The organism is Pseudarthrobacter raffinosi (assembly GCF_023913735.1).
Taxonomy (GTDB): Bacteria; Actinomycetota; Actinomycetes; order Actinomycetales; family Micrococcaceae; genus Arthrobacter; species Arthrobacter raffinosi.
In genome coordinates, this window is sequence record NZ_JAMXBH010000002.1 from 219,254 (window position 1) to 241,953 (window position 22,700).

At 65.6% G+C, this 22,700-nt stretch carries 20 protein-coding genes; 6 read left to right on the plus strand and 14 right to left on the minus strand.

The genetic code is table 11. The annotated features are described in order from the left end of the window. Window positions 1–53: 53 nt before the first annotated feature. From era to NG698_RS02840, 4 genes are read right to left on the minus strand one after another with little or no spacing between them, the layout of a single operon-like run. A complete protein-coding gene (gene era / locus NG698_RS02825) occupies window positions 54–1,028 on the minus strand; it encodes a GTPase Era (RefSeq protein ID WP_056340115.1) in 975 nt (324 codons plus the stop codon). Next, window positions 1,012–2,343, minus strand: coding sequence for a hemolysin family protein (locus NG698_RS02830; protein WP_252598864.1), 1,332 nt, complete (start codon window positions 2,341–2,343; stop codon window positions 1,012–1,014). Before NG698_RS02830 ends, era begins: the two co-directional genes overlap by 17 nt. Next, window positions 2,340–2,813, minus strand: a complete 474-nt coding sequence (gene ybeY / locus NG698_RS02835) for an rRNA maturation RNase YbeY (RefSeq protein ID WP_160671087.1) — start codon at window positions 2,811–2,813, stop codon at window positions 2,340–2,342. Before ybeY ends, NG698_RS02830 begins: the two co-directional genes overlap by 4 nt. Next, window positions 2,810–3,895 carry a PhoH family protein gene (locus tag NG698_RS02840; RefSeq protein ID WP_252607982.1) on the minus strand — a complete coding sequence of 362 codons (1,086 nt, stop codon included), beginning with the start codon at window positions 3,893–3,895 and terminating at the stop codon, window positions 2,810–2,812. The genes ybeY and NG698_RS02840 overlap by 4 nt, the downstream gene beginning before the upstream one ends. A 376-nt stretch (window positions 3,896–4,271) precedes the next feature. Between NG698_RS02840 and NG698_RS02845 the strand changes: the two genes are divergently transcribed. After that, the gene (locus NG698_RS02845) at window positions 4,272–5,228 is read left to right on the plus strand and encodes a GerMN domain-containing protein (RefSeq protein ID WP_252607983.1); all 957 of its coding nucleotides are present in this window, start codon (window positions 4,272–4,274) and stop codon (window positions 5,226–5,228) included. A 21-nt stretch (window positions 5,229–5,249) separates the two neighbouring features. Here the strand turns inward: NG698_RS02845 and NG698_RS02850 are convergent, their stop codons facing one another. The 3 genes from NG698_RS02850 to hrcA form a co-directional block, all read right to left on the minus strand. Next, entirely contained in the window at window positions 5,250–6,032 is a 783-nt protein-coding gene (locus NG698_RS02850; protein ID WP_252607984.1) for a 16S rRNA (uracil(1498)-N(3))-methyltransferase, read from the minus strand. Between the two features lie 2 nt (window positions 6,033–6,034). Next, window positions 6,035–7,162: a molecular chaperone DnaJ gene (gene dnaJ / locus NG698_RS02855; protein WP_252607985.1), complete on the minus strand. Its 1,128-nt coding sequence runs from the start codon at window positions 7,160–7,162 to the stop codon at window positions 6,035–6,037. A gap of 77 nt (window positions 7,163–7,239) precedes the next feature. Further along, window positions 7,240–8,253 carry a heat-inducible transcriptional repressor HrcA gene (gene hrcA, locus NG698_RS02860; protein WP_252607986.1) on the minus strand — a complete coding sequence of 338 codons (1,014 nt, stop codon included), beginning with the start codon at window positions 8,251–8,253 and terminating at the stop codon, window positions 7,240–7,242. A 147-nt stretch (window positions 8,254–8,400) separates the two neighbouring features. On the opposite strand from hrcA, the gene NG698_RS02865 reads away from it, so the two are divergent. Both NG698_RS02865 and NG698_RS02870 read left to right on the plus strand, forming a co-directional pair. Then, entirely contained in the window at window positions 8,401–9,249 is an 849-nt protein-coding gene (locus tag NG698_RS02865; RefSeq protein ID WP_252607987.1) for a DUF3097 domain-containing protein, read from the plus strand. A gap of 129 nt (window positions 9,250–9,378) precedes the next feature. Next, the gene (locus NG698_RS02870; RefSeq protein WP_252575353.1) at window positions 9,379–9,798 is read left to right on the plus strand and encodes a DUF4870 domain-containing protein; all 420 of its coding nucleotides are present in this window, start codon (window positions 9,379–9,381) and stop codon (window positions 9,796–9,798) included. A gap of 69 nt (window positions 9,799–9,867) precedes the next feature. Here NG698_RS02870 and hemW read toward each other — a convergent pair whose 3' ends face one another. Both hemW and lepA read right to left on the minus strand, forming a co-directional pair. After that, window positions 9,868–11,097: a radical SAM family heme chaperone HemW gene (gene hemW / locus NG698_RS02875; protein WP_252607988.1), complete on the minus strand. Its 1,230-nt coding sequence runs from the start codon at window positions 11,095–11,097 to the stop codon at window positions 9,868–9,870. Window positions 11,098–11,133: 36 nt separating this feature from the next. Then, window positions 11,134–12,987: a translation elongation factor 4 gene (lepA, locus tag NG698_RS02880; RefSeq protein ID WP_252598871.1), complete on the minus strand. Its 1,854-nt coding sequence runs from the start codon at window positions 12,985–12,987 to the stop codon at window positions 11,134–11,136. Between the two features lie 177 nt (window positions 12,988–13,164). On the opposite strand from lepA, the gene NG698_RS02885 reads away from it, so the two are divergent. Next, entirely contained in the window at window positions 13,165–13,713 is a 549-nt protein-coding gene (locus NG698_RS02885; RefSeq protein WP_252607989.1) for a type II toxin-antitoxin system PemK/MazF family toxin, read from the plus strand. Between the two features lie 168 nt (window positions 13,714–13,881). Beyond that, the gene (gene rpsT / locus NG698_RS02890) at window positions 13,882–14,142 is read left to right on the plus strand and encodes a 30S ribosomal protein S20 (RefSeq protein ID WP_056340153.1); all 261 of its coding nucleotides are present in this window, start codon (window positions 13,882–13,884) and stop codon (window positions 14,140–14,142) included. Window positions 14,143–14,262: 120 nt separating this feature from the next. Here the strand turns inward: rpsT and holA are convergent, their stop codons facing one another. Genes holA through NG698_RS02905 form a run of 3 tightly spaced genes read right to left on the minus strand, consistent with a single transcriptional unit; the run spans window position 14,263 to window position 18,114 of the window. Further along, entirely contained in the window at window positions 14,263–15,279 is a 1,017-nt protein-coding gene (gene holA, locus NG698_RS02895; protein WP_252607990.1) for a DNA polymerase III subunit delta, read from the minus strand. Beyond that, the gene (locus tag NG698_RS02900; protein ID WP_252607991.1) at window positions 15,213–17,222 is read right to left on the minus strand and encodes a ComEC/Rec2 family competence protein; all 2,010 of its coding nucleotides are present in this window, start codon (window positions 17,220–17,222) and stop codon (window positions 15,213–15,215) included. The genes holA and NG698_RS02900 overlap by 67 nt, the downstream gene beginning before the upstream one ends. Before the next feature lies 1 nt (window position 17,223). Then, on the minus strand, window positions 17,224–18,114 hold the full coding sequence (locus tag NG698_RS02905; protein WP_252598875.1) for a ComEA family DNA-binding protein: 891 nt from the start codon (window positions 18,112–18,114) through the stop codon (window positions 17,224–17,226). A 208-nt stretch (window positions 18,115–18,322) separates the two neighbouring features. On the opposite strand from NG698_RS02905, the gene NG698_RS02910 reads away from it, so the two are divergent. After that, window positions 18,323–18,745 carry a YybH family protein gene (locus NG698_RS02910; protein WP_252607992.1) on the plus strand — a complete coding sequence of 141 codons (423 nt, stop codon included), beginning with the start codon at window positions 18,323–18,325 and terminating at the stop codon, window positions 18,743–18,745. A 16-nt stretch (window positions 18,746–18,761) separates the two neighbouring features. Here NG698_RS02910 and NG698_RS02915 read toward each other — a convergent pair whose 3' ends face one another. Both NG698_RS02915 and leuS read right to left on the minus strand, forming a co-directional pair. After that, a complete protein-coding gene (locus NG698_RS02915) occupies window positions 18,762–19,775 on the minus strand; it encodes a DegV family protein (protein ID WP_252598877.1) in 1,014 nt (337 codons plus the stop codon). Window positions 19,776–19,831: 56 nt separating this feature from the next. Continuing rightward, entirely contained in the window at window positions 19,832–22,357 is a 2,526-nt protein-coding gene (gene leuS / locus NG698_RS02920; RefSeq protein WP_252607993.1) for a leucine--tRNA ligase, read from the minus strand. Window positions 22,358–22,700 lie beyond the last annotated feature (343 nt).

A 22,700-nucleotide genomic window follows, 5' to 3' on the forward strand; every position in this document is an offset into this window, starting at 1 on the left:
GCCCAGTCTGGGAACTTCCCGACGACCGGCCGGGTAAAGCGAAAGGGGCAGCGTCAGAAGCCGAGCTTGACCAGCTGCTTCGGGTCGCGCTGCCAGTCCTTGGCCACCTTCACATGCAGGTCAAGGTAGATGCGGGCACCGAGCAGCGCCTCGATCCCCTTGCGTGCGTTGGTGCCGACTTCCCGGAGCCGTGCACCGCCCTTGCCGATGATGATGGCCTTCTGGGACGAACGTTCCACATAGAGATTAACCCGGACGTCGAGGAAGGGCCTGTCTTCGGGCCGGCCCTCACGCGGAACAATCTCATCGACGACGACGGCCAGGGAGTGGGGCAGTTCGTCGCGGACGCCTTCGAGGGCAGCTTCCCGGATGAGCTCGGCGATCATCACGGCTTCGGGCTCGTCCGTCAGGTGACCGTCCGGATAAAGGGGCGGCGACGCCGGCATGTGGCTGATCAGGACGTCTGCGAGGGTGTCCACCTGGAAGCCGTCGGTGGCGGAGACCGGGACGATGTCCTTCCAGCCGTCCTCGCCGATGACATCCCGGCCCAGTGCTGCGACGGCGAGCAACTGCTCGGTGAGCGCCTGCCGGTCCACTGTGTCCGCCTTGGTGACGATCGCGATGACCGGCTTGTTGCCGATGGCGGCGAGCTGGGCGGCGATGTACTTGTCGCCCGGGCCGATTTTCTCGTTGGCGGGCAGGCAGAAGCCGATCGCGTCGACCTCGGCGAGGGTGTCGGCGACGAGTTCGTTCAGCCGCTTTCCCAGCAGCGTGCGGGGGCGGTGCAGGCCCGGGGTATCCACCAGGATCAGCTGGGCGTCATCGCGGTGCACGATCCCCCGGATGGTGTGGCGCGTGGTCTGCGGCTTTGCGGAGGTGATCGCCACCTTCTGGCCCACCAGTGCGTTCGTCAGGGTTGATTTTCCTGCGTTAGGCCGCCCCACGAGGACCGCAAAGCCTGCCCTGTAGCCGCCGAAGTCTTTTGCGGCCGAATCCGGGTTGGCCGGACGATTACTTTTCTTGCTCACGTGGAACTCCCTGCTGGGTTGCTTTCGCCTCTTCGAGGAGGTCTTCAAGGTCAGTGTCTGCTTTTGGTACTGCCGAGGCAATGATGTGGCTGACGCGGTTGCGGCGGCCCTCGAGCCGTTCGGCGAGCAGCGAGATGCCGCCCACCACCACGCGGCTGCCCACAATGGGAACGCGGCCCAGGGCCTTGGCCAGCAGCCCGCCCACGGTGTCAACCTCGTCGTCGTCGAGCTCTATGTCGAACAGTTCGCCGAGGTCGTCGATGCTCATCCGGGCGCTCACCCGGTAGGAACCGCCGCCCAGGGCCACGGCCTCGGCGCTTTCGGTGTCATACTCGTCCACGATTTCGCCGACAATTTCCTCGATGAGGTCCTCCAGGGTGACAAGGCCGGCCGTGCCGCCGTATTCGTCGATCACGATGGCAACGTGTGTTGACTCCTTCTGCAGTTCCCGCAGCAGATCGCTCACCGGCTTCGACTCCGGGACATACCGGACCTCGCGGGCCAGGGCTTCGACCGGGGGCTGTTCGTCGTCGGGTCCGAGCTCATGGAGCGTCGCCGCAACGTCCTTGAGGTAGACGATTCCGAGGATCTGGTCCGTGTTGTCGCGGATAACGGGGATCCGCGAATAGCCCGACCGCAGGAACATTGACATGGCCCGCCTGAGGCTGGAGCCGGCGTCGATGCTGAGGATATCCGTCCGGGGCACCATCACGGCGCGCACCAGGGTGTCGCCGAAGTCAAAGACTGATTGGATCATTTCAGCTTCGGTGTCTTCGATCATGTCCGATTCGGATGCGCGGTCCACAAGTTCGCGGAATTCCTGTTCGCTGAAGAACGCGTCATCACCCGCCGGAGCGCCGGGAGCGGCGGCACTGCCCAGCGCCACGAGCCACCCCGGGATGGGTCCGAGGACCCACGTCAGGTACCTGATCAGCGGTGCTGTGGAGCGGACGACTGCGGCCGAATGGAGCCTGCCGAGCTGCCGTGGGGAAACGCCGACGATGACGAAGCCGAGCAGGGCCATGATTCCGGTGGCGGCCAGCCCGGCCAGCCAGACGTTGTCCAGCAGGCTGTGGAGCAGGACGGCCACCGCTACGGCTGAAGCCATCTCGAACCAGACCCGCCAGAACCGCAAGGCCCGGATGTGCGCCACCGGCTGGGCTAGGATGCGCTTCATGGCGTTTCCGCGGCTTTTCAGCAGGGCGTCTTCGGCGTCATGCCGGGAAAGGAACGTGAACGCGGCCTCGGCTGCGGTCAAGAGTGCAGCGGTACCGAGGAACGCCAGGGCCATGCCGACAAGGAGCAGGGGCGTCACTGCGTGGTCTCGGCAGGTGCTTCTTTGCCGGTGAAGCCGGAAAGCAGCTGGCGCTGGAGGCCGAACATTTCTTCCTTTTCCTCGGGCTCTGCATGGTCATAGCCGAGCAGGTGGAGGATCCCGTGCGTAGTCAGGAGCAACATTTCATCCTGCAGGGAGTGCCCTGCGTTGACGGCCTGAACCTGCGCGACCTGGGGGCACACGGCAATGTCACCCAGCATCCCTTGCGGGGTGGGCCGGTCCGGTGTACCGGGGGTCAGTTCGTCCATGGGGACCGAGAGCACGTCTGTGGATCCCGGCTCGTCCATAAGCTCGATGTGGAGCTTTTCCATGGCTGGTTCATCCACCAGGAGGATGGAGAGTTCAGCCTGCGGGTGGATATACAGCTGTTCGAAAACGTACCGGGACAGTGACACAAGCTCCGCTTCATCAACCTGGATGCCGGACTCGTTGTTGACCTCAATGCTCACGCGTTTTCCCCCCGCTTTTCCCGGCTCACCGAGTGTTTCACCTTGTTCCGCTGGAGATCGTCCCAGAGACTGTAGGCACGCACGATGTCACCCACAAGACGGTGGCGGACCACGTCAGTGGAGTCCAGGATGGTGAAGTTCACGTCCTCGATTCCCTGCAGGATCTCCTCCACGATCCGCAGACCTGAGCGTGTGTCGAAGGGAAGGTCCACCTGGGTGACGTCTCCGGTGACCACCATTTTGGACCCGAAGCCCAAACGCGTAAGAAACATCTTCATCTGTGCCGGTGTGGTGTTCTGCGCTTCGTCCAGGATGATGAAGGCGTCGTTGAGCGTGCGCCCCCGCATGTAAGCCAGCGGCGCCACTTCGATGGTCCCGGCGGCCATCAGGCGCGGGATGGCCTCGGGGTCCATCATGTCGTGCAACGCGTCGTACAGCGGGCGCAGGTAGGGATCGATCTTGTCGCTCAGGGTGCCCGGCAGGAATCCCAGCCGTTCGCCGGCCTCGACGGCAGGCCTGGTCAGGATAATACGGCTGACTTCCTTCTGCTGCAGCGCCTGGACAGCCTTGGCCATCGCGAGGTACGTCTTGCCCGTACCTGCAGGGCCAATCCCGAAGATCACCGTGTTCGCGTCAATCGCGTCCACGTAGTTCTTCTGGTTCAGGGTCTTGGGCCGGATGGTCTTCCCCCGGCTGGAGAGGATGTCATGGGTGAGGACGTCCACAGGGTTCTGCAATGACTGGCTGCGGAGCAACGAGACGAGCTGCTGCAACACCGCGGGGCTGATGACTGTGCCACGGGCCACGAGACCGCGAACTTCATGCAGCAGCCGCATGATGCGGGGAACTTCGTCGGCAGGGCCGCTCATGGACAGTTCGTTTCCACGGACGTGGAAGTTAACGGACGGGAACTGCTCTTCTATGTAACGCAAGGCCTCATCATGGCTGCCGAGCGATTGGACCATCTGATCGGAGTTGTCGAAGAGAACCACCTCCGTCCGAACACCGGGAAGTGAATGGGGGAATTCTCCGGCGGCGCGTTCAGTATTGAGCCGGCGCTTTCCGTTCGCTGATTCAGTCATGGTGCTGGCCCGCAGGCCCGTGGTCTCCTCCAGTTCGAAACTTAAATGCCGCCGACTGCTGCGTGGACGGGGCTGTTGCCGAGCACGCCGGAGCCAGCGGAGTCCTTCCATCTTACGCCAGGCGGCGCCTCCCAGCAGCGCCCGGTGGTCTCCGGCAAGGGCTCCCGTCACCGGCCTACTGCGGGACGGTCGGCGTCATTAGGTATCAACTTCATATCGGGCTCATATCGTTCCCGTTGCAGTTGCGCCGCCCGCCCGTATTCGGTCCTTTTGGCGGGGCTGGCTATGCGATGCTGGAAATCAAGGCCGTCGGGGGGACCGGCTCCCGAGGCCCAGGCCTCACCATTTCACCGCCAGGAAGGACAGGGCCACGAGAATGCCGGAAACAGCTACCCCCCTCACTTCCAAACGCGTCGCGCCGCGTTTTCGTCCGCAACGTTTCCTGGGCCTGCTGCCAGCATTCCTCCTTCTCACCGGTTGTATCGCGGAACCCAGCCCTGAGCCCAACCTGACGGCAAACTCCAGTGCTGCCGCCACCGGCTCCCCCGGAGCACCTTCCACCAGTGCGCCCCTGGAAACTACACAGTCCTCGAATAAGGCACCGGTCTACTGGATTGGCCGAAGCAACAGCAACGTGTTCCTATACCGGGAGTTCCGGGACGTGCCGGAGCAGGAGAATCCAGTGACCCGCGCCCTGCGGGCCATGATGTCCGAGAAGCCGCTGGACCCGGATTTCTTCACGCCTTGGCAGGATCCCGAGAAACTCGCCTCGTCCATCTCCGGCAAGAACGTCATTACCGTCGACGTCTCGGAGGATGCCTTTAACAGCAATCTCGACGCCGACATGGCCGGCCGCGCCATTCAGCAGCTGGTCTTTACCGCTACGGCAGCGGCTGCGAGTTCCGGCCTGATCGATTCCGGCCAGCAGATCCAGGTCAGGATCCTGGTGGATAGCCACACCGATTACGTTGCCTTCGACCACGTCCAGCTTGGCGACCCCATGTCCCGAGCTGCCGGAATGGTGGCGCCCGTGTGGATCATCGATCCGCAGGAAGGGACTGATTTGGCCGGCGGAAGCGTCAAGATCACCGGCCGCAGCACCGTTCCGGGCGGTAAGCTCCGCTGGCAGATCCTGCGGGCCGAAGCGAACGGGAACAAGGCGCCCTACCTGACCGGGGAGACCACTGCAGCTGCCGAAGCCGCCCAGTCCGGAGTCTTTACGCTTGCCCTTAGCCTGTCCTCGGGGAGTTACGAGCTCCGCGTTTCGCAGGTGGATGCGGCCGGCACCAGCCAGGAGCTGAATGTGGATACGCGGAACTTCAACGTCCGGTAGCAGCATGCGCAGCAGGCGGCCTCAGGATACCGGGGCTGTCCAGCGTCCCAGTACATCGCTCGCCAGAACAACCGCTGCCGGTCCGGCCGTGGATGACCTCAGGACGTGGTGTCCCAGGAGCGCCGTCACGGCGCCGGCGTCGCAAAGCCGGGTGACTTCGCGAGGACTGATTCCGCCTTCCGGGCCAACGATGAGCAGAATTTCCAGGGGTCCGGCGCCAGCCTGGTTGCCCTGCCATGCTTCCAGGACAGACCGGAGCGGCCGGACCGCGTCTTCGTGCAGGATTACGGCCAGATCCGCTGCCGCCACGGCCGCCCCAAGGCCTGGCGTTTCGACGGCGGCGCGCACCTCGGGGATCCAGGCGCGGCGTGCCTGCTTGGCGGCGGCAGTGACCACGGACTGCCATTTTGCGTGGGCCTTGGCCGCGCGCTCACCCTTCCAGCGGACAATTGATCGCTCGGACTGCCAGGGAACTACGGCATCGATCCCGAGTTCGGTTGCCGTTTCCACGGCCATTTCATCGCGGTCCCCCTTGGCCAGGGCCTGCACCAGCACCAGCCGGATATCGGGCCGGTCCTCCACCACGAGGGCGGAGCATTCCACGGTGAGCTCCGCGGGCGACGCCGAGACAACAGTTCCTGTCAGCCGCTTTCCGGCGCCGTCGGCAATGTCCACTGCTTCTCCGGGAGATAGCCGTTTTACGGTCACGGCGTGGCGTGCCTCCGGCCCTTGAAGGACAAAACGGGCACCGGGCACCAGCTCGTCCAGCGACCCGGCACCGCTGAAGAAAACGGGATTGCTCACCGTTACAGGTTACCGAACCGGTCCCGCAGCTTGGCAAAGACGCCGCCGCTGGCAGCCAGCTTGCCTTCCGTGAACTGCTCGCCCCGCAGCTTCGCCAGCTGCCGCAGGAGATCCTCCTGCGCGGCATCGAGCTTGGCCGGCGTCTCCACCTGCAGATGGACCATCAGGTCCCCGCGGCCGTAACCGCGCAGGTGCGTCACGCCGAGTCCACGGAGCGTGATGATCTCTCCGGACTGCGTCCCTGCCTTGACGTCGATTTCCTGCAGCCCGTCAAAGGTTTCCAGTGACAGCTCGGTGCCCAGGGCGGCGGCAGTCATCGGGATGTGCAGCGTTGCGTGCAGGTCGTCACCGTCGCGCGCGTAGGTGGCGTCGTTGTTGACCCGGAGTTCCACGTACAGGTCCCCGGACGGTCCGCCGGCCGGGCCTGCTTCGCCCTGCCCGGAGAGCTGGATCCGGGTGCCTGTGGCAACACCGGCCGGCACCTTGATGGTGAGCGACCGCCGGCTGCGGATGCGGCCTTGGCCGCTGCATTCGTTGCAGGGGTCCTTGATGACCGTCCCGAAGCCTTCGCAGCTGCCACACGGGGCCGCCGTCATGACCTGGCCCAGGATGGAGCGAACCGCCCGCTGGACCTGGCCGCTGCCGCCGCAGATATCGCAGCGCACAGGGTGGCTGCCTTCGCGGCAGCATGACCCGTTGCAGGTGGGGCAGGTGACGGCTGTGTCCACTTCGAGTTTCCGGTTGACGCCGAACACGGCATCGCGGAGTTCGATCCGTACACTGATCAGCGCGTCCTGGCCGCGGCGGACCCGGGACGCGGGGCCGGAGGTGCCGCCGGCCCCGAAGAACGTGTCGAAGATGTCCTGGAACGCGAAGCCCTGGCCGGAGTATCCGCCGCCGCCGAACCCGTTGTCGGTGCCGTTCTCATTGCCGGTGGTGTCATAGATCCGGCGCTTCTGCGGGTCCGAAAGTACCTCGTAGGCATGGGTCACGGCCTTGAAGCGGTCCGATGCATCGTCCCCGGGGTTTACGTCCGGGTGAAGAGTGCGGGCCAGCTTGCGGTAGGCCTTCTTGATCTCTTCCCCGGTGGCTTCCGGCGAGACTCCGAGGACGTCGTAGTGGCTGCTCAAAGTTCGTATCTCTTCCTTGTTGTACTGCCGGCAGCCGGGCTGCCGGCACTGCTCTTTGTGCCTGGACCGTGGTGTTGCTACGGACCCAGAATTCTTGAAAGGTAACGGGCTACTGCCCTGACGGCGGCCATGGTGGTGGGATAGTCCATCCGGGTGGGGCCCAGCACACCGATTTTGGCGGTGCTGTCTGGTCCGTAGCCCGTGGCCACCACGGAGGCTTCCGCGAGCCCGTCGTAAGGGTTTTCACGCCCGATGCTGACTGCCACGCCCCTGGGATCCTGCGCCATGTCGCTCAGGAGGCGCAGCAGGACAACCTGCTCCTCAAGGGCTTCCAGGACCGGTCCGATACTGAGCGGAAAATCCACGTTGGAGCGGGCAAGGTTCGCCGTTCCGGCCATGACCATGCGTTCCTCACGGCTGTTGTGGGCGAGCGTTTCCAGCCCCTGGGCCAAAGCCTGGGCAGCCGCGCGCTGGCCCGGGCTGACGGACGAAACGACTCCCGGCAACGAGGGGGTCAGCCGGCTCAGCGAGATGCCCGCGAGTGATCCGAGGAAGTGTGTCCGCAACGCGGCGATGGCGTCGTCGCCGAGGTCCTGGCCGACGTCGATCACGCGCTGTTCGACCTTACCGGTGGTGGCGATGAGGACCACCAGGACCTGCCGGGGCGCGAGCAGGACAAATTCGATATGGCGGATGGTGGCGCGGCTCAGATGCGGATACTGCACCACGGCGACCTGGTTAGTCAGCTGCGACAGCATCCTGACGGTCCTGTCCAGGACGTCGTCCAGATCGTCTGCGCCCTCCAGCAGCGACTGGATTGCACGCCGTTCCGCCTGGGAAAGCGGCTTTACCGCTGAAATCTGGTCCACAAACAGCCGATAGCCTTTGTCTGTGGGGATCCGTCCGGCGCTGGTGTGCGGGGCCGTGATCAGGCCGTCGTCTTCCAAGGCCGCCATGTCGTTGCGGATGGTGGCACTGGACACGCCGAGGTGGTGGCGTTCCACGAGCGCCTTGGAACCTACCGGCTCGCGGGAGTGCACATAGTCCTCCACGATGGCGCGCAGTACTTCGAGTTTGCGCGGCTCGCTCATACTCCACCTCCATCCGTGGTCACTGCAGGGTTAGCACTCGACATGCCTAAGTGCTAACAGTCTAATATGAGTCACCCCGTTGTTAGCATTGGTACCGCTCCGGGCGAAATTCCGGGCCAGGATCTAGCGGCAAGGCGGAATCAATCCATGCAGTACCAGAACTGGGGTCCGCAGGAGATCACCGCGCCCGTCAGAAGCGAACTCCCTGAGGTCCCCGTGGAACGTGGCATGGTTCTCGAAGACGCCCAGTCAGGCTGGGTGGGAGCGGTGACCCGGGTGGAGAAGTCCGGCGGAATGCACGTAGTTGCCCTCGAAGACCGGCGCGGCAAGTCCCGGTCCTTCCGGCTCGGCTTCGGCTTCCTCCTGGAGGGACAGCCCATCCGGCTCGTTCCCCCGGCGCCCCGGCAGGCTGCCCCCGTGGTTGCCGGCCGGACAGCGTCCGGCTCAGTCCGCGTGGCCGGCCAGCGTGCCCAGGTTGCCAAGGCGAGCAGAATCTGGGTGGAGGGAAAACACGACGCCGAACTGGTGGAAAAAGTCTGGGGTGACGATCTCCGCGTGGAGGGCATCGTCGTCGAGCCTTTGCATGGCATAGATGACCTGGCCGGTGCGGTGGCCGCGTTCGGTCCCGGTCCGGGCCGCCGGCTGGGGGTCCTGGTGGACCACCTGGTGCCGGACTCGAAGGAGTCACGCATCGCGGCGGCCGTGATGGCCTCCCCCGGCGCGGCGGGGAATGTCCTGATCGTCGGGCACCCGTACGTTGACGTGTGGCAGGCCATCCGGCCCGCTGTACTGGGCATCGAACAATGGCCGGTGGTGCCCCGCGGGCAGGACTGGAAGACCGGCATCCTGGCAGCGTTCGGCTGGCCGCACTCCACCAAGGAAGACATCGGGCTGGGCTGGCAAAAGCTGCTGGGCGCTGTCCGCAGCTACGCGGACCTGGAAGCATCACTGCTCGGGAGAGTGGAGGAAGTCATCGACTTCCTGACGGTGCCTTAACCCCGGATCTGGCTGCTGGCGGCGGCATTTGGTGGCCGAACCAGTATTCTTGGTACTGCGGAGGCTGCAGTTGCTTTCAGTCCGGCATTCTCCAACCCAGCACCATTGCACTTTCGAAGGAAGAAAACCGTGGCACAAAACGCACGCGAGCACCGGGACGATCACGGCGGCCAGGGCCGTTCCGAGTACCAGGGCGTTCCGGCAAATGCGCTGCCCCTGACGGCCAGCGAAGACCGCCAGTGGGCCACGCTGGCACACTTTGGTGGGATCCTCGGCTGTGTTCCGTCACTGCTGATCTACCTGATTTTCCGTGAGCGCGGGCCGTTCACCGCCCAGGAATCCAAGGAAGCGCTGAACTTCAGCCTGCCGCCCACCATTGCTGCGCTGGTGGCCAACCTCCTGGTGTTCATTCCGGTGGTGGGAAATATCTTCGCCGTCATCGCCACCCTGATCTGGATTGCCCTGACATGCTTCTCCGTGGCCGCAGGCATCCATGTCAACAAGGGCCAGCCCCACCGCTACCAGTACAACCTGCGCTGGATCAAGTAGTCCCCACCGTCACCCTAAACCTCCTCCAGGGAACCCTGCGGGCGTGGGCCCACCAGCTTGTCCGGCAGGTCAGCCTGGCAGGATCCTTCGGACCACGGCGTCGGCCAGCAGGCGGCCCTTCAGGGTCAATACCAGCGTGCCGTGGAAGGCAGCCGGTGGCTCCACCAGGCCGTCGGCAATGAGCCCGGCCACGGCGTGACGGCCGTGTTCGCCCAGCGTTGACGTTGCCAGCCCCGACACGAGCCGGGCCTCAAGCATCACGCGCTCAACGTCGCGGGTTTCGGCGTCCAGCGTTTCCCGCCCGGCGGCCGGCGACAGGCCCTGAGCGAGCCGGCCGGCGTAGGCCGTGGGGTGCTTGACGTTCCACCACCGCACCCCGCCGACGTGTGAATGTGCACCAGGCCCGATGCCCCACCAGTCGTCCCCGCGCCAGTACGCGAGGTTGTGCCGGCATGCCTGCTCCGGCGTCCGGGACCAGTTGCTGACCTCATACCAGCTAAGGCCAGCAGCGCCGATCAGCTGGTCGGCGAGTTCGTATTTGTCGGCGTGGTCGTCGTCGTCGATTCCCGGGACTTCACCACGGCGGATCTGGGCCGCCAGCTTGGTGCCGTCCTCAACGATCAGCGCGTAGGCACTGATGTGGTCTGGCTCGTAGGACAGGGCCGTCTCCAGGGAGAACCGCCAGTCCTCCAGGGACTCCCCCGGCGTCCCGTAGATCAGGTCCAGGCTCACGGCCAGTCCGGCATCGCGCGCCCACTGCACCACCTGCGGCACGCGGCTGGGCGTGTGCGTGCGGTCCAGGACCTTCAGTACATGGGGAACGGCAGACTGCATGCCAAAGGAAACCCGGGTGAAACCGGCATCGGCCAGGACCTGAAGGGATGCAGGGGTGACCGAGTCCGGGTTTGCTTCGGTAGTCACTTCGGCGCCGGGTTCCAGGCCCCAGTGCCCGACGGCGGCCGTCAGGATCCGCGCTAGGTCTTCCGCCGGGAGCAGCGTGGGAGTGCCGCCGCCGAAGAAGACTGTGCTCAGCGGCCGGTCCGGGAGACCCGAGTTCCGCAGGACTGTGGCGGCAAAGTCGACTTCGGACACGGCCGTGGTGGCGTAGGCGTCCTGTGACGCCCCGCCGCCCAGCTCGGTGGCCGTGTAGGTGTTGAAGTCGCAGTATCCGCAACGAACAGCGCAGAACGGGATGTGCACGTACAGCCCGAAGGCCCGGTCCGCCGCACCGGCCACTGCCTGGGCGGGCAGCAGACCGTCCGACGGCGCGGGGTCACCGAGCGGAAGAATGCTAGGCATTGCAGGGGCCTCCGGTGTTGCCGGCCACTGTCATCACTACTTCTTGGCCTTGTCCTTGGACTCGTCGGTGGTCAGCGCAGCGATGAAGGCTTCCTGGGGGACCTCAACGCGGCCCACCATCTTCATGCGCTTTTTGCCTTCCTTCTGCTTCTCCAGCAGTTTGCGCTTACGGGAAATGTCGCCGCCGTAGCACTTGGCCAGAACGTCCTTGCGGATGGCGCGGATGCTTTCCCGGGCGATGATCCTGGAGCCGATGGCAGCCTGGATGGGCACTTCGAACTGCTGGCGGGGAATGAGCTCGCGCAGTTTGCCGGTCATCATTACACCGTAGGCATAGGCCTTCTCGCGGTGCGTGATGGCGGAGAAGGCATCCACCTGTTCGCCTTGGAGCATGATGTCCACCTTGACCAGGTCGGCCACCTGCTCGCCGTCGGCTTTCCAGTCCAGCGAGCCGTAGCCCCGGGTCTTGGATTTGAGGATGTCAAAGAAATCGAACACGATCTCAGCGAGTGGCAGCCGGTAGCGGATTTCGACCCTGTCCTCGGACAGGTAGTCCATGCCGCCAATAACGCCTCGGCGGCTTTGGCAGAGCTCCATGATGGCGCCCACAAACTCATTCGGCGCCAGGATGGTGGCAGCCACCATCGGCTCGCGGACCTCTGCGATCTTGCCGGAAGGGTATTCGCTGGGGTTGGTCACATGGACCACCTTCTTGTCCTCCAGCGTCACTTCATACTCCACGTTGGGGGCGGTGGAGATCAGGTCGAGATTGTATTCGCGTTCAAGCCGCTCCCTGGTGATTTCCAGGTGGAGCAGGCCGAGGAAGCCGACGCGGAAGCCGAAGCCGAGCGCGGCCGACGTTTCGGGCTCGTACACCAGTGCGGCGTCGTTGAGCATCAGCTTCTCCAGCGCATCGCGGAGCACCGGGTAGTCCGTGCCGTCCAGCGGGTACAGGCCGGAGAAGACCATCGGCTTGGCATCGGCATAGCCGGGAAGGGAGACTGTGGCAGGCTTGGCAAGGTTGGTGACGGTGTCGCCGACCTTGGACAGGCGGACGTCCTTCACACCGGTGATGAGGTAGCCCACTTCGCCAACCCCAAGACCTTTGGAGGGGGTGGGCTCCGGGGAGCTCACTCCGATCTCGAGGAGTTCGTGGGTGGCCCGGGTGGACATCATCTGGATGCGTTCACGGGGGTGGAGCATGCCGTCAACCACACGGACGTAGGTAACCACACCGCGGTACGTGTCGTAGACCGAGTCGAAGATCATGGCGCGCGCGGGGGCGTTCGGGTCCCCCACGGGGGCCGGCAGATCGCGGACGATCTTGTCCAGCAGGACCTCGACGCCCATGCCGGTCTTGCCGGAGACGCGGAGCACGTCGTCGGGGTCGCCGCCGATCAGGCTGGCCAGTTCCGCCGCGTACTTCTCAGGCTGGGCTGCCGGGAGGTCGATCTTGTTCAGCACGGGGATGATGGTGAGGTTGTTTTCCATCGCCAGGTACAGGTTCGCGAGGGTCTGCGCCTCAATGCCCTGCGCCGCGTCAACGAGCAGCACTGCGCCTTCGCAGGCGGCCAGCGAACGGGACACTTCGTAGGTGAAGTCCACGTGGCCGGGGGTGTCGATCATGTTCAGCGCGTAGCTGGTCCCGTCGAGTTCCCAGGGCATGCGGACCGCCTGGGACTTAATGGTGATACCGCGTTCGCGCTCAATGTCCATGCGGTCCAGGTACTGGGCCTTCATATCGCGGGACTTAACCACCCCGGTGAACTGCAGCATGCGGTCAGCCAGGGTGGATTTACCGTGGTCAATGTGCGCGATGATGCAGAAATTCCGAATGATGGCCGGATCAGTCGCGGCGGGCACCGGGGCGGTGCGGGCCATGGGAGACACGCAGGGTCCTTACTGTTGACATTCGTGCTGTAGACATTCGTGCAACCCCCGCCAGGACGCACCGAAGGCACCCTGCGGCTGGACCGCACATTTGGAACCTCCAGTCTCCCACGTCCGGGCGCATCGTATTGCATTCAGCTCAAACCCGGCACGGTGGCCCGGCGATAGTCTTGGCCCATGCCTATCAACCTCCGCTCCTTGGCCAACGCTTTCCGGACGTCCGTCAGGGTCCTGCAGAAGTTCCGTAACGGGGCAACCCGATCAGCCGGACCGCACCCGCCTGCACCGGCCCGCCATGCGGCGCCGGTGAGGCCGGCCCCGCACGGCGTCTATCCTGGCGACTTTACCGGCGCGGCGTCCATCCAGTACGCCCCGCAGCCCGACGGCAGTCCCGACCCCGGCGAGATTGTGTGGACCTGGGTGCCGTATGAGGAGGACCACACCCGGGGCAAAGACCGTCCGGTTCTGCTGGTGGGCAAGAGCGGACAGTACCTGTTGGGGGTAATGCTCACCAGCAGGGACCATGACCGTGCCGGCAACGGATCCGGAGACTACGTGGACATCGGAACTGGCAGTTGGGACCGCCAGCAGCGGCCCAGCGAGGCGAACCTTGGACGGATCCTGCAGATCAGCCCGGACGCCATCCGGCGCGAAGGTGCAGTTCTGGACCGGAAACGCTTCGATCTGGTGGCTGCAGGCATACGGCGCCGACACAGCTGGAAATAGCCCGCCAAATGGCCAGCTTCCGGGGGGTCTGCTATTCTGTATAGCTGTGTGTCCGTGCAGGTCGACGGCCACTGATGGTTGGCCGCCATAGGTATCCCCACGCCGCTCAGTCAATGGCCAATCTGAAAGCCCTCTAGACCATTTCCGCATTAAAAAGAGAGTTCACACGTGGCTAATATCAAGTCCCAGAAGAAGCGCATCCTTACCAACGAGAAGGCTCGCCTGCGCAACAACGCAGTCAAGTCTGAGCTGAAGACGGCCATCCGCGCCGTCAACACCGCCGTTGAGTCCACCGACAAGGATGCGGCTGCCGCTGCCCTGCTTGTTGCCGGCCGCAAGCTGGACAAGGCTGTCAGCAAGGGTGTTCTGCACAAGAACAACGCAGCAAACCGCAAGTCGGCCATCTCCAAGAAGGTCAACGCGCTGTAAGGTTTCCAGTTCACCTGAACTGATGATTGTGGCCGGCACCCGATGGGTGCCGGCCACACATCTTTAAGCCGCCAGCGTCTCTGCGCCAGAGCCACCTACCGCAGGCGCGATCAGCTGACGTCAGTGCCCGCGCACAGAGGTTGCGATGACGGTCACCGCATGTTCAACGGCATAGACGGGATCACGCGAAAGGCCCTTGACCTGGGCATCGGCCTCGGCGGTGGCCTGGATGGAGCGGACCAGGCCCTCCGGGGTCCAGCGGCGCACATCGCGCTGGGCCTGCTCCACGAGCCAGGGCTGCATGCCCAGTTCCCGGGCGATCTGCGCCGGGGATCCCTGGGCGCCGGCAACTTTGGCCACCGTCCGCAGCTTGGCTGCCAGCGCGGCAACCAGCGGAACCGGATCAGCCCCGGTGGCCAGCGCGTGGCGAAGGGTGGACAGCGCCACTGGACCGTTTCCGGCCATGGCAGCGTCCGCGACCTTGAAGGCCGTGGCCTCGATCCGGCCACCGTAGTAGCGGTCCACCAACTCCGGGGTCACTGCTCCCGTGGCATCCGCGATCAGCTGGCTGCACGCCGCCGCGAGCTCCGAAAGGTTGGCGCCGACGGCATTAACAAGCGTCTGCACGGCGTCCGAGCTGATCTTGCGTCCGGCGGCCCTGAATTCCGTTGCCACGAAAGTGGCCTTATCCGCATCCTTCTTCAGGGGCTGGCAGTCAACTACCGGCCAACCGCCAGCCTTGACGGCATCGAGGAGCTTCTTGCCGCGGACTCCCCCGGCGTGGCGCAGGACGAGCACCGCATCCGGCTCCGGGCGGGCCAGATAGGTCAGTGCGTCGGCCAGGAAGGCATCGTTCATGCCTTCAACGCCTTCGACTTCGATCAGTTTGCGCTCACCGAAGAGTGAAGGGCTGACTTGCATAGCGAGGGTCCCGGCTTCGTACGTTCCGGCCATGAGGCGGCTGACTTCCACGTCGGGAAACGCCGTCCGCACCTGGGCGCGGACGTGGTCCATGGCACGGATGCCGAGGTATTCCTCCGGTCCGCCCACCAGGACGATTTCGGCAGGCGTCACGTCCCGCCAGGTGGCCGTGTTGGACGCCGGAGTCCTGGTACGTGTGGTCTGGGCTGCGGCCATGGTGGATTCCTCCCGGAAATTCTGGTGCAGTGTCTAAGCCTGCCACGGTGGGCCGCCGCCACCAAGCCGGGGCCACGCTGGCCTCGCCCGCGCCGGTCCGGCAAGCACCGCGCCGGCCAGAGCCGGGACACCGTGGCCCCCAGCTGCCGTTCCAGAAAGTCCAGCATCGATTCCGTCCGGGCGTGTAGTGCCAGGACCCAGGGCAACACCTGACGCGGCCGGATAGTCAGCCACACACCGGCGAAGGTCAGCAGGGAGAGCAGCACCATGGTCAGGAGTCCGAACGGGCCCTCGGGCCAGGGCAGCGCAGCCCCCGGCAATCCTGCCGTGATCCGTGCGGTTCCTGCCACTCCGGCGCTGAAAGTGCCTGCCGCGGCGATCAGGACGGTGGCCAGCCACGGCGCGGCAACCACCAGCGGGACGGCTGCCGTTCCCAGCAATGTCACCGGTGCTACCAGCGGGGCTGCCATCAGGTTTGCAAGCAGCGAGTACGTGGAAAACTGGGGCTGCAGGAGCACAACCACCGGGCCGCACAGCAACTGCGCGGAGAGCGGGACGGCCCAGGCGGCGGCTGCCCAGCGTGGAATCACTGCCGGGGTCCAGTCAATCATCCGTCGGCCCAGGACGATGATGCCCAGGGTCGCGAGTACCGACAAGAGGAACCCAATGCTGGTACCGAGGCCGGGGTCGGTCAGGAGCAGGCCCAACACCACGAGGCAGAGGAAACTGAGTCCGCGGCCCGTCCGGCCACCTGCCAGCGATGCCACGGCAATTGAACCCATCAGCGCGGCGCGCAGCACGCTGGCATCCGGGCCCACGAGCACCACAAACATTGCCAGGCCGGTCAGCGCCAGTCCTGCCGCGGGGAGCCGGGGCAGGCGCAGGCTGCGTGCAGCGATCAGCAGTGCACCCAGGACCAGGCTGCAGTTGGCTCCGCTGACCGCGGTCAGGTGGGTCATTCCCACCGTTTTCATCGCGGCATTGAGCCCTTCGTCCAGGGCGCTGGTATCTCCGGTAACCATGCCCGGGAGGAGGCCGGCCGGATCGGCGGCAAGGAAGGACGCAGCGGAGACATACCGGACGCGCAGGTCCTTCGCGACCAGCTGCCAGCCCGGGGCGCTGGCATCATCGACTGCGGCGCTGCTGCCGGTCTCGGAACCGGCACGGGGTGGCAGGGAGGCTGACAGGACAGCGGTTTCCTGCTGGCCTGCGTCCGGTGACTTCAGCTTGCCGGCGGTCCGGACCACCTGGCCGGGCACCAGGTCCCCCCAGCCCTTGCCGCCCATGACCACCACCGGGGCACGGGTGCGGATGACCCGGCTGCTGACGGTGACCTGCTCCGTCTGCGCCGTTACCGACCACCGTTCGGGCGGCCCCGAAGTTCCCGGGACCGTCATGGCCCGCGGCGATCCGGTGACTTCCAGGATGGCCACCACAGAGTTGCCGGCGGCTACAGCTTCGGCAAGCGGCCCGTCGTGGCGTTGCGACGAGGAGACGGCCGAATGGGCAGCGGCGGTCGCGGCCAGCAGCAAGGCAACCGCGGTGGTCATAAGAAAGCTCCGCCGGCCTGCCACCAGCGCCCGGCCGCGTGAGGCCCGGATCAACAGGCACGTGGCCACCAGCACCAAGCCGCAACAGAGCCCCACCAGCGCCACAGGGCTAAGCCAGACGCCGGCGACGGCGGCACTCCAGACGAGGAGGGCGGGCAGTGCCAGCCTGACGTCGGTGCGCCGGCGCGGCGCGGCCGTTGCTGCACTCGATGGCTCCTGGCCCCGGAGTTTCGTCCCGACGCGTTCACCCAGCCTGCGGACCTTCAGCCCCGCGGCCTGGACCCCGGCGGACGTAGTCATGGCGGGCGTATCCACGGGTGCCGGTGCCGTGGGAGCTCCCTGGCCCTGCACGGCCGAGTCAACAAAGCGGCTCCACGGGCTGCGCCTGGCCATCTCAGACGCCTACCAAGGGAAGGAGTGTCTCGAGCATCTTTGGACCCACGCCGTCCACGGCGTCGAGCTCCTCGGTCGATGTGAACGGGCCGTGTTCCTTGCGCCAGTCCACGATCCGCTGCGCCAGCACGGGCCCAACCTTCGGCAGGGCGTCCAGTTCTTCGACGCCTGCTGTGTTGAGGTTGACCTTTCCTCCTTCTGACGCGGTCCCACCGCCGTCAGTCTCCTCCCCCGGTCCCCCGAGTGGACCGGACGAACCGGCGGGGATTTCTTCGCCGGCCTGGGGAACGTAGAGCTTCTGACCGTCCGCCAGCACGGCAGCAAGGTTGAGGCGGTTCAGGTCTGCTGTAGGCGTGCCTCCGCCTGCCGCGGCGACTGCTTCGTGAACCCGGCTGCCAGCGGGCAACTGAACAATCCCCGGCACAGCGATGGCCCCGGCCACATGGATAATGACCGTGCCGGATTGTGGACTTTCCGAGGGCAGTTCGGGCGGCCCGGCCCCGTGGGGCTCCGGGCCTTCGGTTCCTTCCCGAGCAGGCATGCTGCCCTGAGCGGAGACGTCACTGAGTGGCCTGACTTCTGGCTGACCGGCGGCTACTTGTGCCCAGAACCAGACGCTGCCAAGCACCGCGAGTGCGGCGATGAGCAGGGCGACCCGCAGGCCCACCCGCCATCTCAGCGCCGGTCCTGTCCTGCCTGTTCCGGCAGCGGACTCATCAGCAGCCCCCGAAGCGGCGTCGTCACCGGATAGGTAAGTACCGCCGTCGTACTCAAAGACCTTTTCGCCACTGCCGGTGAGCAGAAGCCCCGGGCCGGCTCCGAGCGTGGACTGCAGCCGGTCCCGGGCATGCCGGGCCCCCTGGCGTGCTGCTCCAGCGTCCCGGCGTGACATGCTCCCAACGCTAGGGAAGCAGGGCCGCGGGTGACAGTCCCGGCTACACCTATGTGGAAACTGCTAGGTGTATAACCGCCGGGAAGGTCCAGCTTCGGGACTCGAGCCGCCGCCCCGCTGGAAGATTCAGGAGGCCAGTGACCGGCGGGGCATGAAGCCGCTAAGATTCGCTTACCGTAGAAGCCCTATGAGTTAGTTGGTGGGAGCAATGCAGCTTGACGAGGTCATCGACCAGTTTCATCAGGCGCTAAATCAGTTTGCTAAAGGCAACCCGGAACCCGTCAAGGCCATTTTCTCCCACAGCAGAGATGTCTCCCTTGCTAATCCCTGGGGCCCTCCGGTGGTCGGCTGGGAGCGAGTATCAGGGGCCCTCGATTCGGCGGCGGCACGATTCAAATCTGGACGCGTCATGGCTTTTGATGCCCTCACCAAGCACGTCACAACCGATCTCGCCTGCTTCCTGGACATAGAACACTGGCAGGCCAAGGTGGGAGGAGCCGACAAAATATCAGCATTTGAGCTACGGGTTACGAGCATCTATCGCCTCGAAGGCGACACCTGGGCACTCGTGCACCGGCATGCAGACCCGATCACCACACCGCAGCCCCCGGACGCCGTCTTGAGAAAATGACAGCCGGGAAACGCACCTATAGCGAAACTGCGGGGAGTTCCGGCTCCGGGGCTGCCGGGCCGTCCTCGCCCACGATCACCGCGAGCACGCCGAGCCCGGCGTGGGCTGCCAGGACGGCGGGCAGGGAGCTGATCTGGGCCGGCGGACAGCTTGGCAAGGCGGCAGACAGCCTGGCTGCCAGCGCTTCTGCCTCGACCGGATTCCCGAAGTGGTGGACGGCGAGGCGGGCCTGGCCGTGGGGGCGCGATGCGGCGTCCGCGGCGGCCAGTTCCTCGAGGCGGGCAACAGCTTTGGCTGCTGATCTGACCTTTTCCAGCGGCACGATCTTGCCGTCGTCGACGGCCAGGATGGGTTTGATGGCGAACATGGTCCCCAGCAGCGAGGCGGCCGCGCCGATCCGCCCGCCCCGGCGGAGCTGTTCCAGGCTGGGCACGTAGAAATAGACCTTGGTCCGCGCGAACTGCGCCGCCGCCGCGGCGGCTACGGCTGCGGTGTCGCTGCCTGCCGCGGCTGCTGCCACCGCGGCCTGCACGCCCATGCCCAGTGCCATGCCCACGGTGCAAGAGTCGAGGACTTCCACGGGGATGGTCACCCGGGTGGCCGCGAGCCGCGCCGCGTCCGCCGTTCCGGACAAGCCGCCGGAAATGTGGATGGAGACCACGCCCTCGTAGCCCAGCCGTTCGGCGGCCAGGAAGGCTTGTTCAAACTGTCCCGGTGACGGGCGGGACGTCTTGACCGACGTGCCGCTGGCGAGTGCCAGCGCAATGGTTTCGGTGATGTCGTCTTCGCCCTCACCGTAAATTTCCGCGCCAACCATAACGGGCATCGCGATGACAGTCAGGCGCCCGTCCCCTGCACAGGCATGCACCCAGTCGGCCGGCAGTGCAGCGGCAGAATCCGTCACCACCGCGGTACGGACGACGACGGCGGGCGGGGTGGAGGGTACTGGCACACCGGCGCGCGGTGCGGGACGGAGGGCAGCCAGACGCTCCCGGAGCCAGAGCCACGCGGCGGCGTCACGGTCGGGCAAGAGCGCCTCCTGGTTTAGGGCCGGCCGCCGGTTGGCCCGGCGGCCGGTGTCCCGGACTAGGCCGGGACGATGTTGACCAGTTTAGGCGCTCGCACGATCACGGTGCGGATGCCGCGGCCGTCGAGCGCGCGCTGGACGTTTTCGCTGGCCAGCGCCAGTTCCCGCAGTTCGTCCTGGCCGATCCCGGGCGAGACTTCAAGGCGGTCACGGACCTTGCCCTGGACCTGGACCACCGCGGTGACGGTCTCCTGGACCAGCAGCGCTTCGTCGTACATCGGCCAGCCGGCGTTCGCCACGGACGCGGGGTGACCCAGGACGTTCCACATGTCTTCCGCGGTGTACGGCGCGAAGAGGCTCAGGATGACGGCAACGGCTTCCGCTGCCTCGCGGACGGCGGGATCGGCCCCGCCGGCGCCGGCATCTATAGCCTTGCGGGTCGCATTGACCAGCTCCATCAGCTTGGCCACCACCACGTTGAACTTGTTGGTGTCCAACAGCGCGGCGGCGTCGGCGATGGTGCGGTGCGTGACGGAACGCAACGCGCGGCCACCGGCGGTAACGTCGGCACCGGGCTCGCTGGTGACGTCCTGCGCCAGGCGCCAGGCACGGGCCAGGAACTTTGCGGAGCCCGACGGCGAAACGTCCGCCCAGTCGACGTCGTCCTCCGGCGGGGAGGCGAAGATCATGGTCAGGCGCACGGCGTCCACGCCGAACTTGTCCAGCTGCTCGCTGAGGTCAACGCCGTTGCCCAGCGACTTGCTCATGGCCTTGCCCCCGTTGAGGACCTGGCCCTGGTTCAGGAGCGCGCTGAAGGGCTCGTCGGCGTCGATCATGCCGAGGTCGTGGATGACCTTGGTGAAGAAGCGGGCGTACAGCAGGTGCAGGATGGCGTGCTCCACGCCGCCCACGTACTGGCCGACCGGCATCCACTCGTTGATCTTTGCCGGGTCGAATGGCCCCTCGGTGTACTGCGGGGAAACAAACCGCAGGAAGTACCAGGACGAATCCACGAAGGTGTCCATGGTGTCAGTATCGCGCTTTGCCGGCCCGTGGCAGTTGGGGCAGTCAACGTTGACCCAGGCCTCGGCGGCGGCCAGGGGGGACGTACCCTTCGGGGACAGGTCCTCGCCGCGCAGGTCCGCCGGCAGCCTGACAGGCAGCTGCTCGTCGGGAACCGGAACCTCGCCGCAGGCAGGGCAGTGGATGATTGGGATGGGCGTGCCCCAGAAACGCTGGCGGCTCAGCAGCCAGTCGCGCAGGCGGAAGTTGACGAATTTCTCCCCGGTGCCCTGCTGTTCCAGGATGTCGATGGCAGCCGGGATGGCTTCGGCCTTCGGCAGCCCATCGAGGACGCCCGAGTTGATCAGGGTGCCCTCGCCCGAAGTGGCCTTGCCGGACACAGTGGGATCCTCTTCACCGGTATCCAGCACGGCGCGGACAGGCAGGTCGAACGTCTTGGCGAAGTCGAGGTCGCGCTGGTCGTGTGCCGGGACGGCCATGATGGCGCCGGTGCCGTAGTCGGCCAGGACGTAGTCAGCGGCCCAGACCGGAAGTTTTTCGCCGTTCAGCGGGTTGACGGCGTAGCGGCCGGTGAAGACACCGGTCTTTTCGCGTTCGGTGGACTGGCGTTCGATCTCGGTGAGTGCCTTGACCTGTTCGCGGTAGGCGTCCAAGGCGGCGGCGTGCTCCTCGGTGACGAGTTCGACGGCGATCGGCGCGTCGGCTGCGACAACAAAGAACGTGGCGCCGTACAGCGTGTCCGGGCGGGTGGTGAAGACGGTGACGTCCTTGGCGGGCTTGCCGCCGACGGCCTCGATCACAAAGTTGACGTGGGCACCTTCGGAGCGGCCGATCCAGTTCTTCTGCATCGCCAGAACCCGCTCGGGCCAGTGGCCGCGCAGCTCGTCCATGTCATCGAGCAGCCGGTCAGCGTACTCGGTGATCTTGAAGTACCACTGGTTCAGGGACTTCTTGGTGACGGGGGTGCCGCAGCGTTCGCAGGCACCGTTGACCACCTGTTCGTTGGCCAGGACGGTCTGGTCCTTGGGGCACCAGTTGACCGGGGAGTCCTTGCGGTACGCCAGGCCCTTCTCGTAGAAGCGCTTGAACAGCCACTGGGTCCAGCGGTAGTACTCGGGGTCCGAGGTGTGGACCCGACGGGACCAGTCCGCGGAGATCGCGTAACGCTTGAAGGACGCCGCCTGGGTGTCGATGTTGGCGTAGGTCCACTCGCTCGGGTGGGCGTTGCGCTTGATGGCGGCGTTTTCCGCCGGCAGCCCGAAGGAGTCCCAGCCGATCGGGTGCAGGACGTCGAAGCCCTTTTGCCGCAGGTAGCGGGCCACAACATCACCCATGGCAAAGGCCTCGGCGTGGCCCATGTGCAGGTCACCCGAGGGGTACGGGAACATGTCCAGCACGTAGCGGCGTTCGCGGGAACCATCATCCACAGGCGTGAAAACCTTAAGGTCTTCCCACACCTGCGGCCATTTGGCCTCCATCGCCGCGAAGCTGTAGGCACCCTCTTCGGGTGTTTCCGCCGCCACTGCTGCTGTTCCGGTCTCTGTCTCCGGCTGAACGCTCACTGCTGCCCTCTTCTGTTCTGTTGTGGCATCGGTGCTGCCACAACGGTCTGATCCCCTCTGCTGCCGGCCCGGAAACATGCCCGGACACACAAAAGCCCCTCTCCATGGAGGGGCAGCCGCACGGCAATCCGGTTGTTTCCGGACACCGGGCGGCTAGCTAAGCAGAAGGATCGCACGCATAGGACTACTTTAGCCTACCCACTGCAGGTGGGCAGGCCTAGGTTATGGGAAAGCCAGTCCGGGCCGGGCGCAGGGGCGCGTGGCCAGTGCCGGCACCGTCGAAGTGGACAGTGCCGCCGGGCTCTTTGGGTAACCCAGATCTCTTCGCCAAAGAGAACCCTGT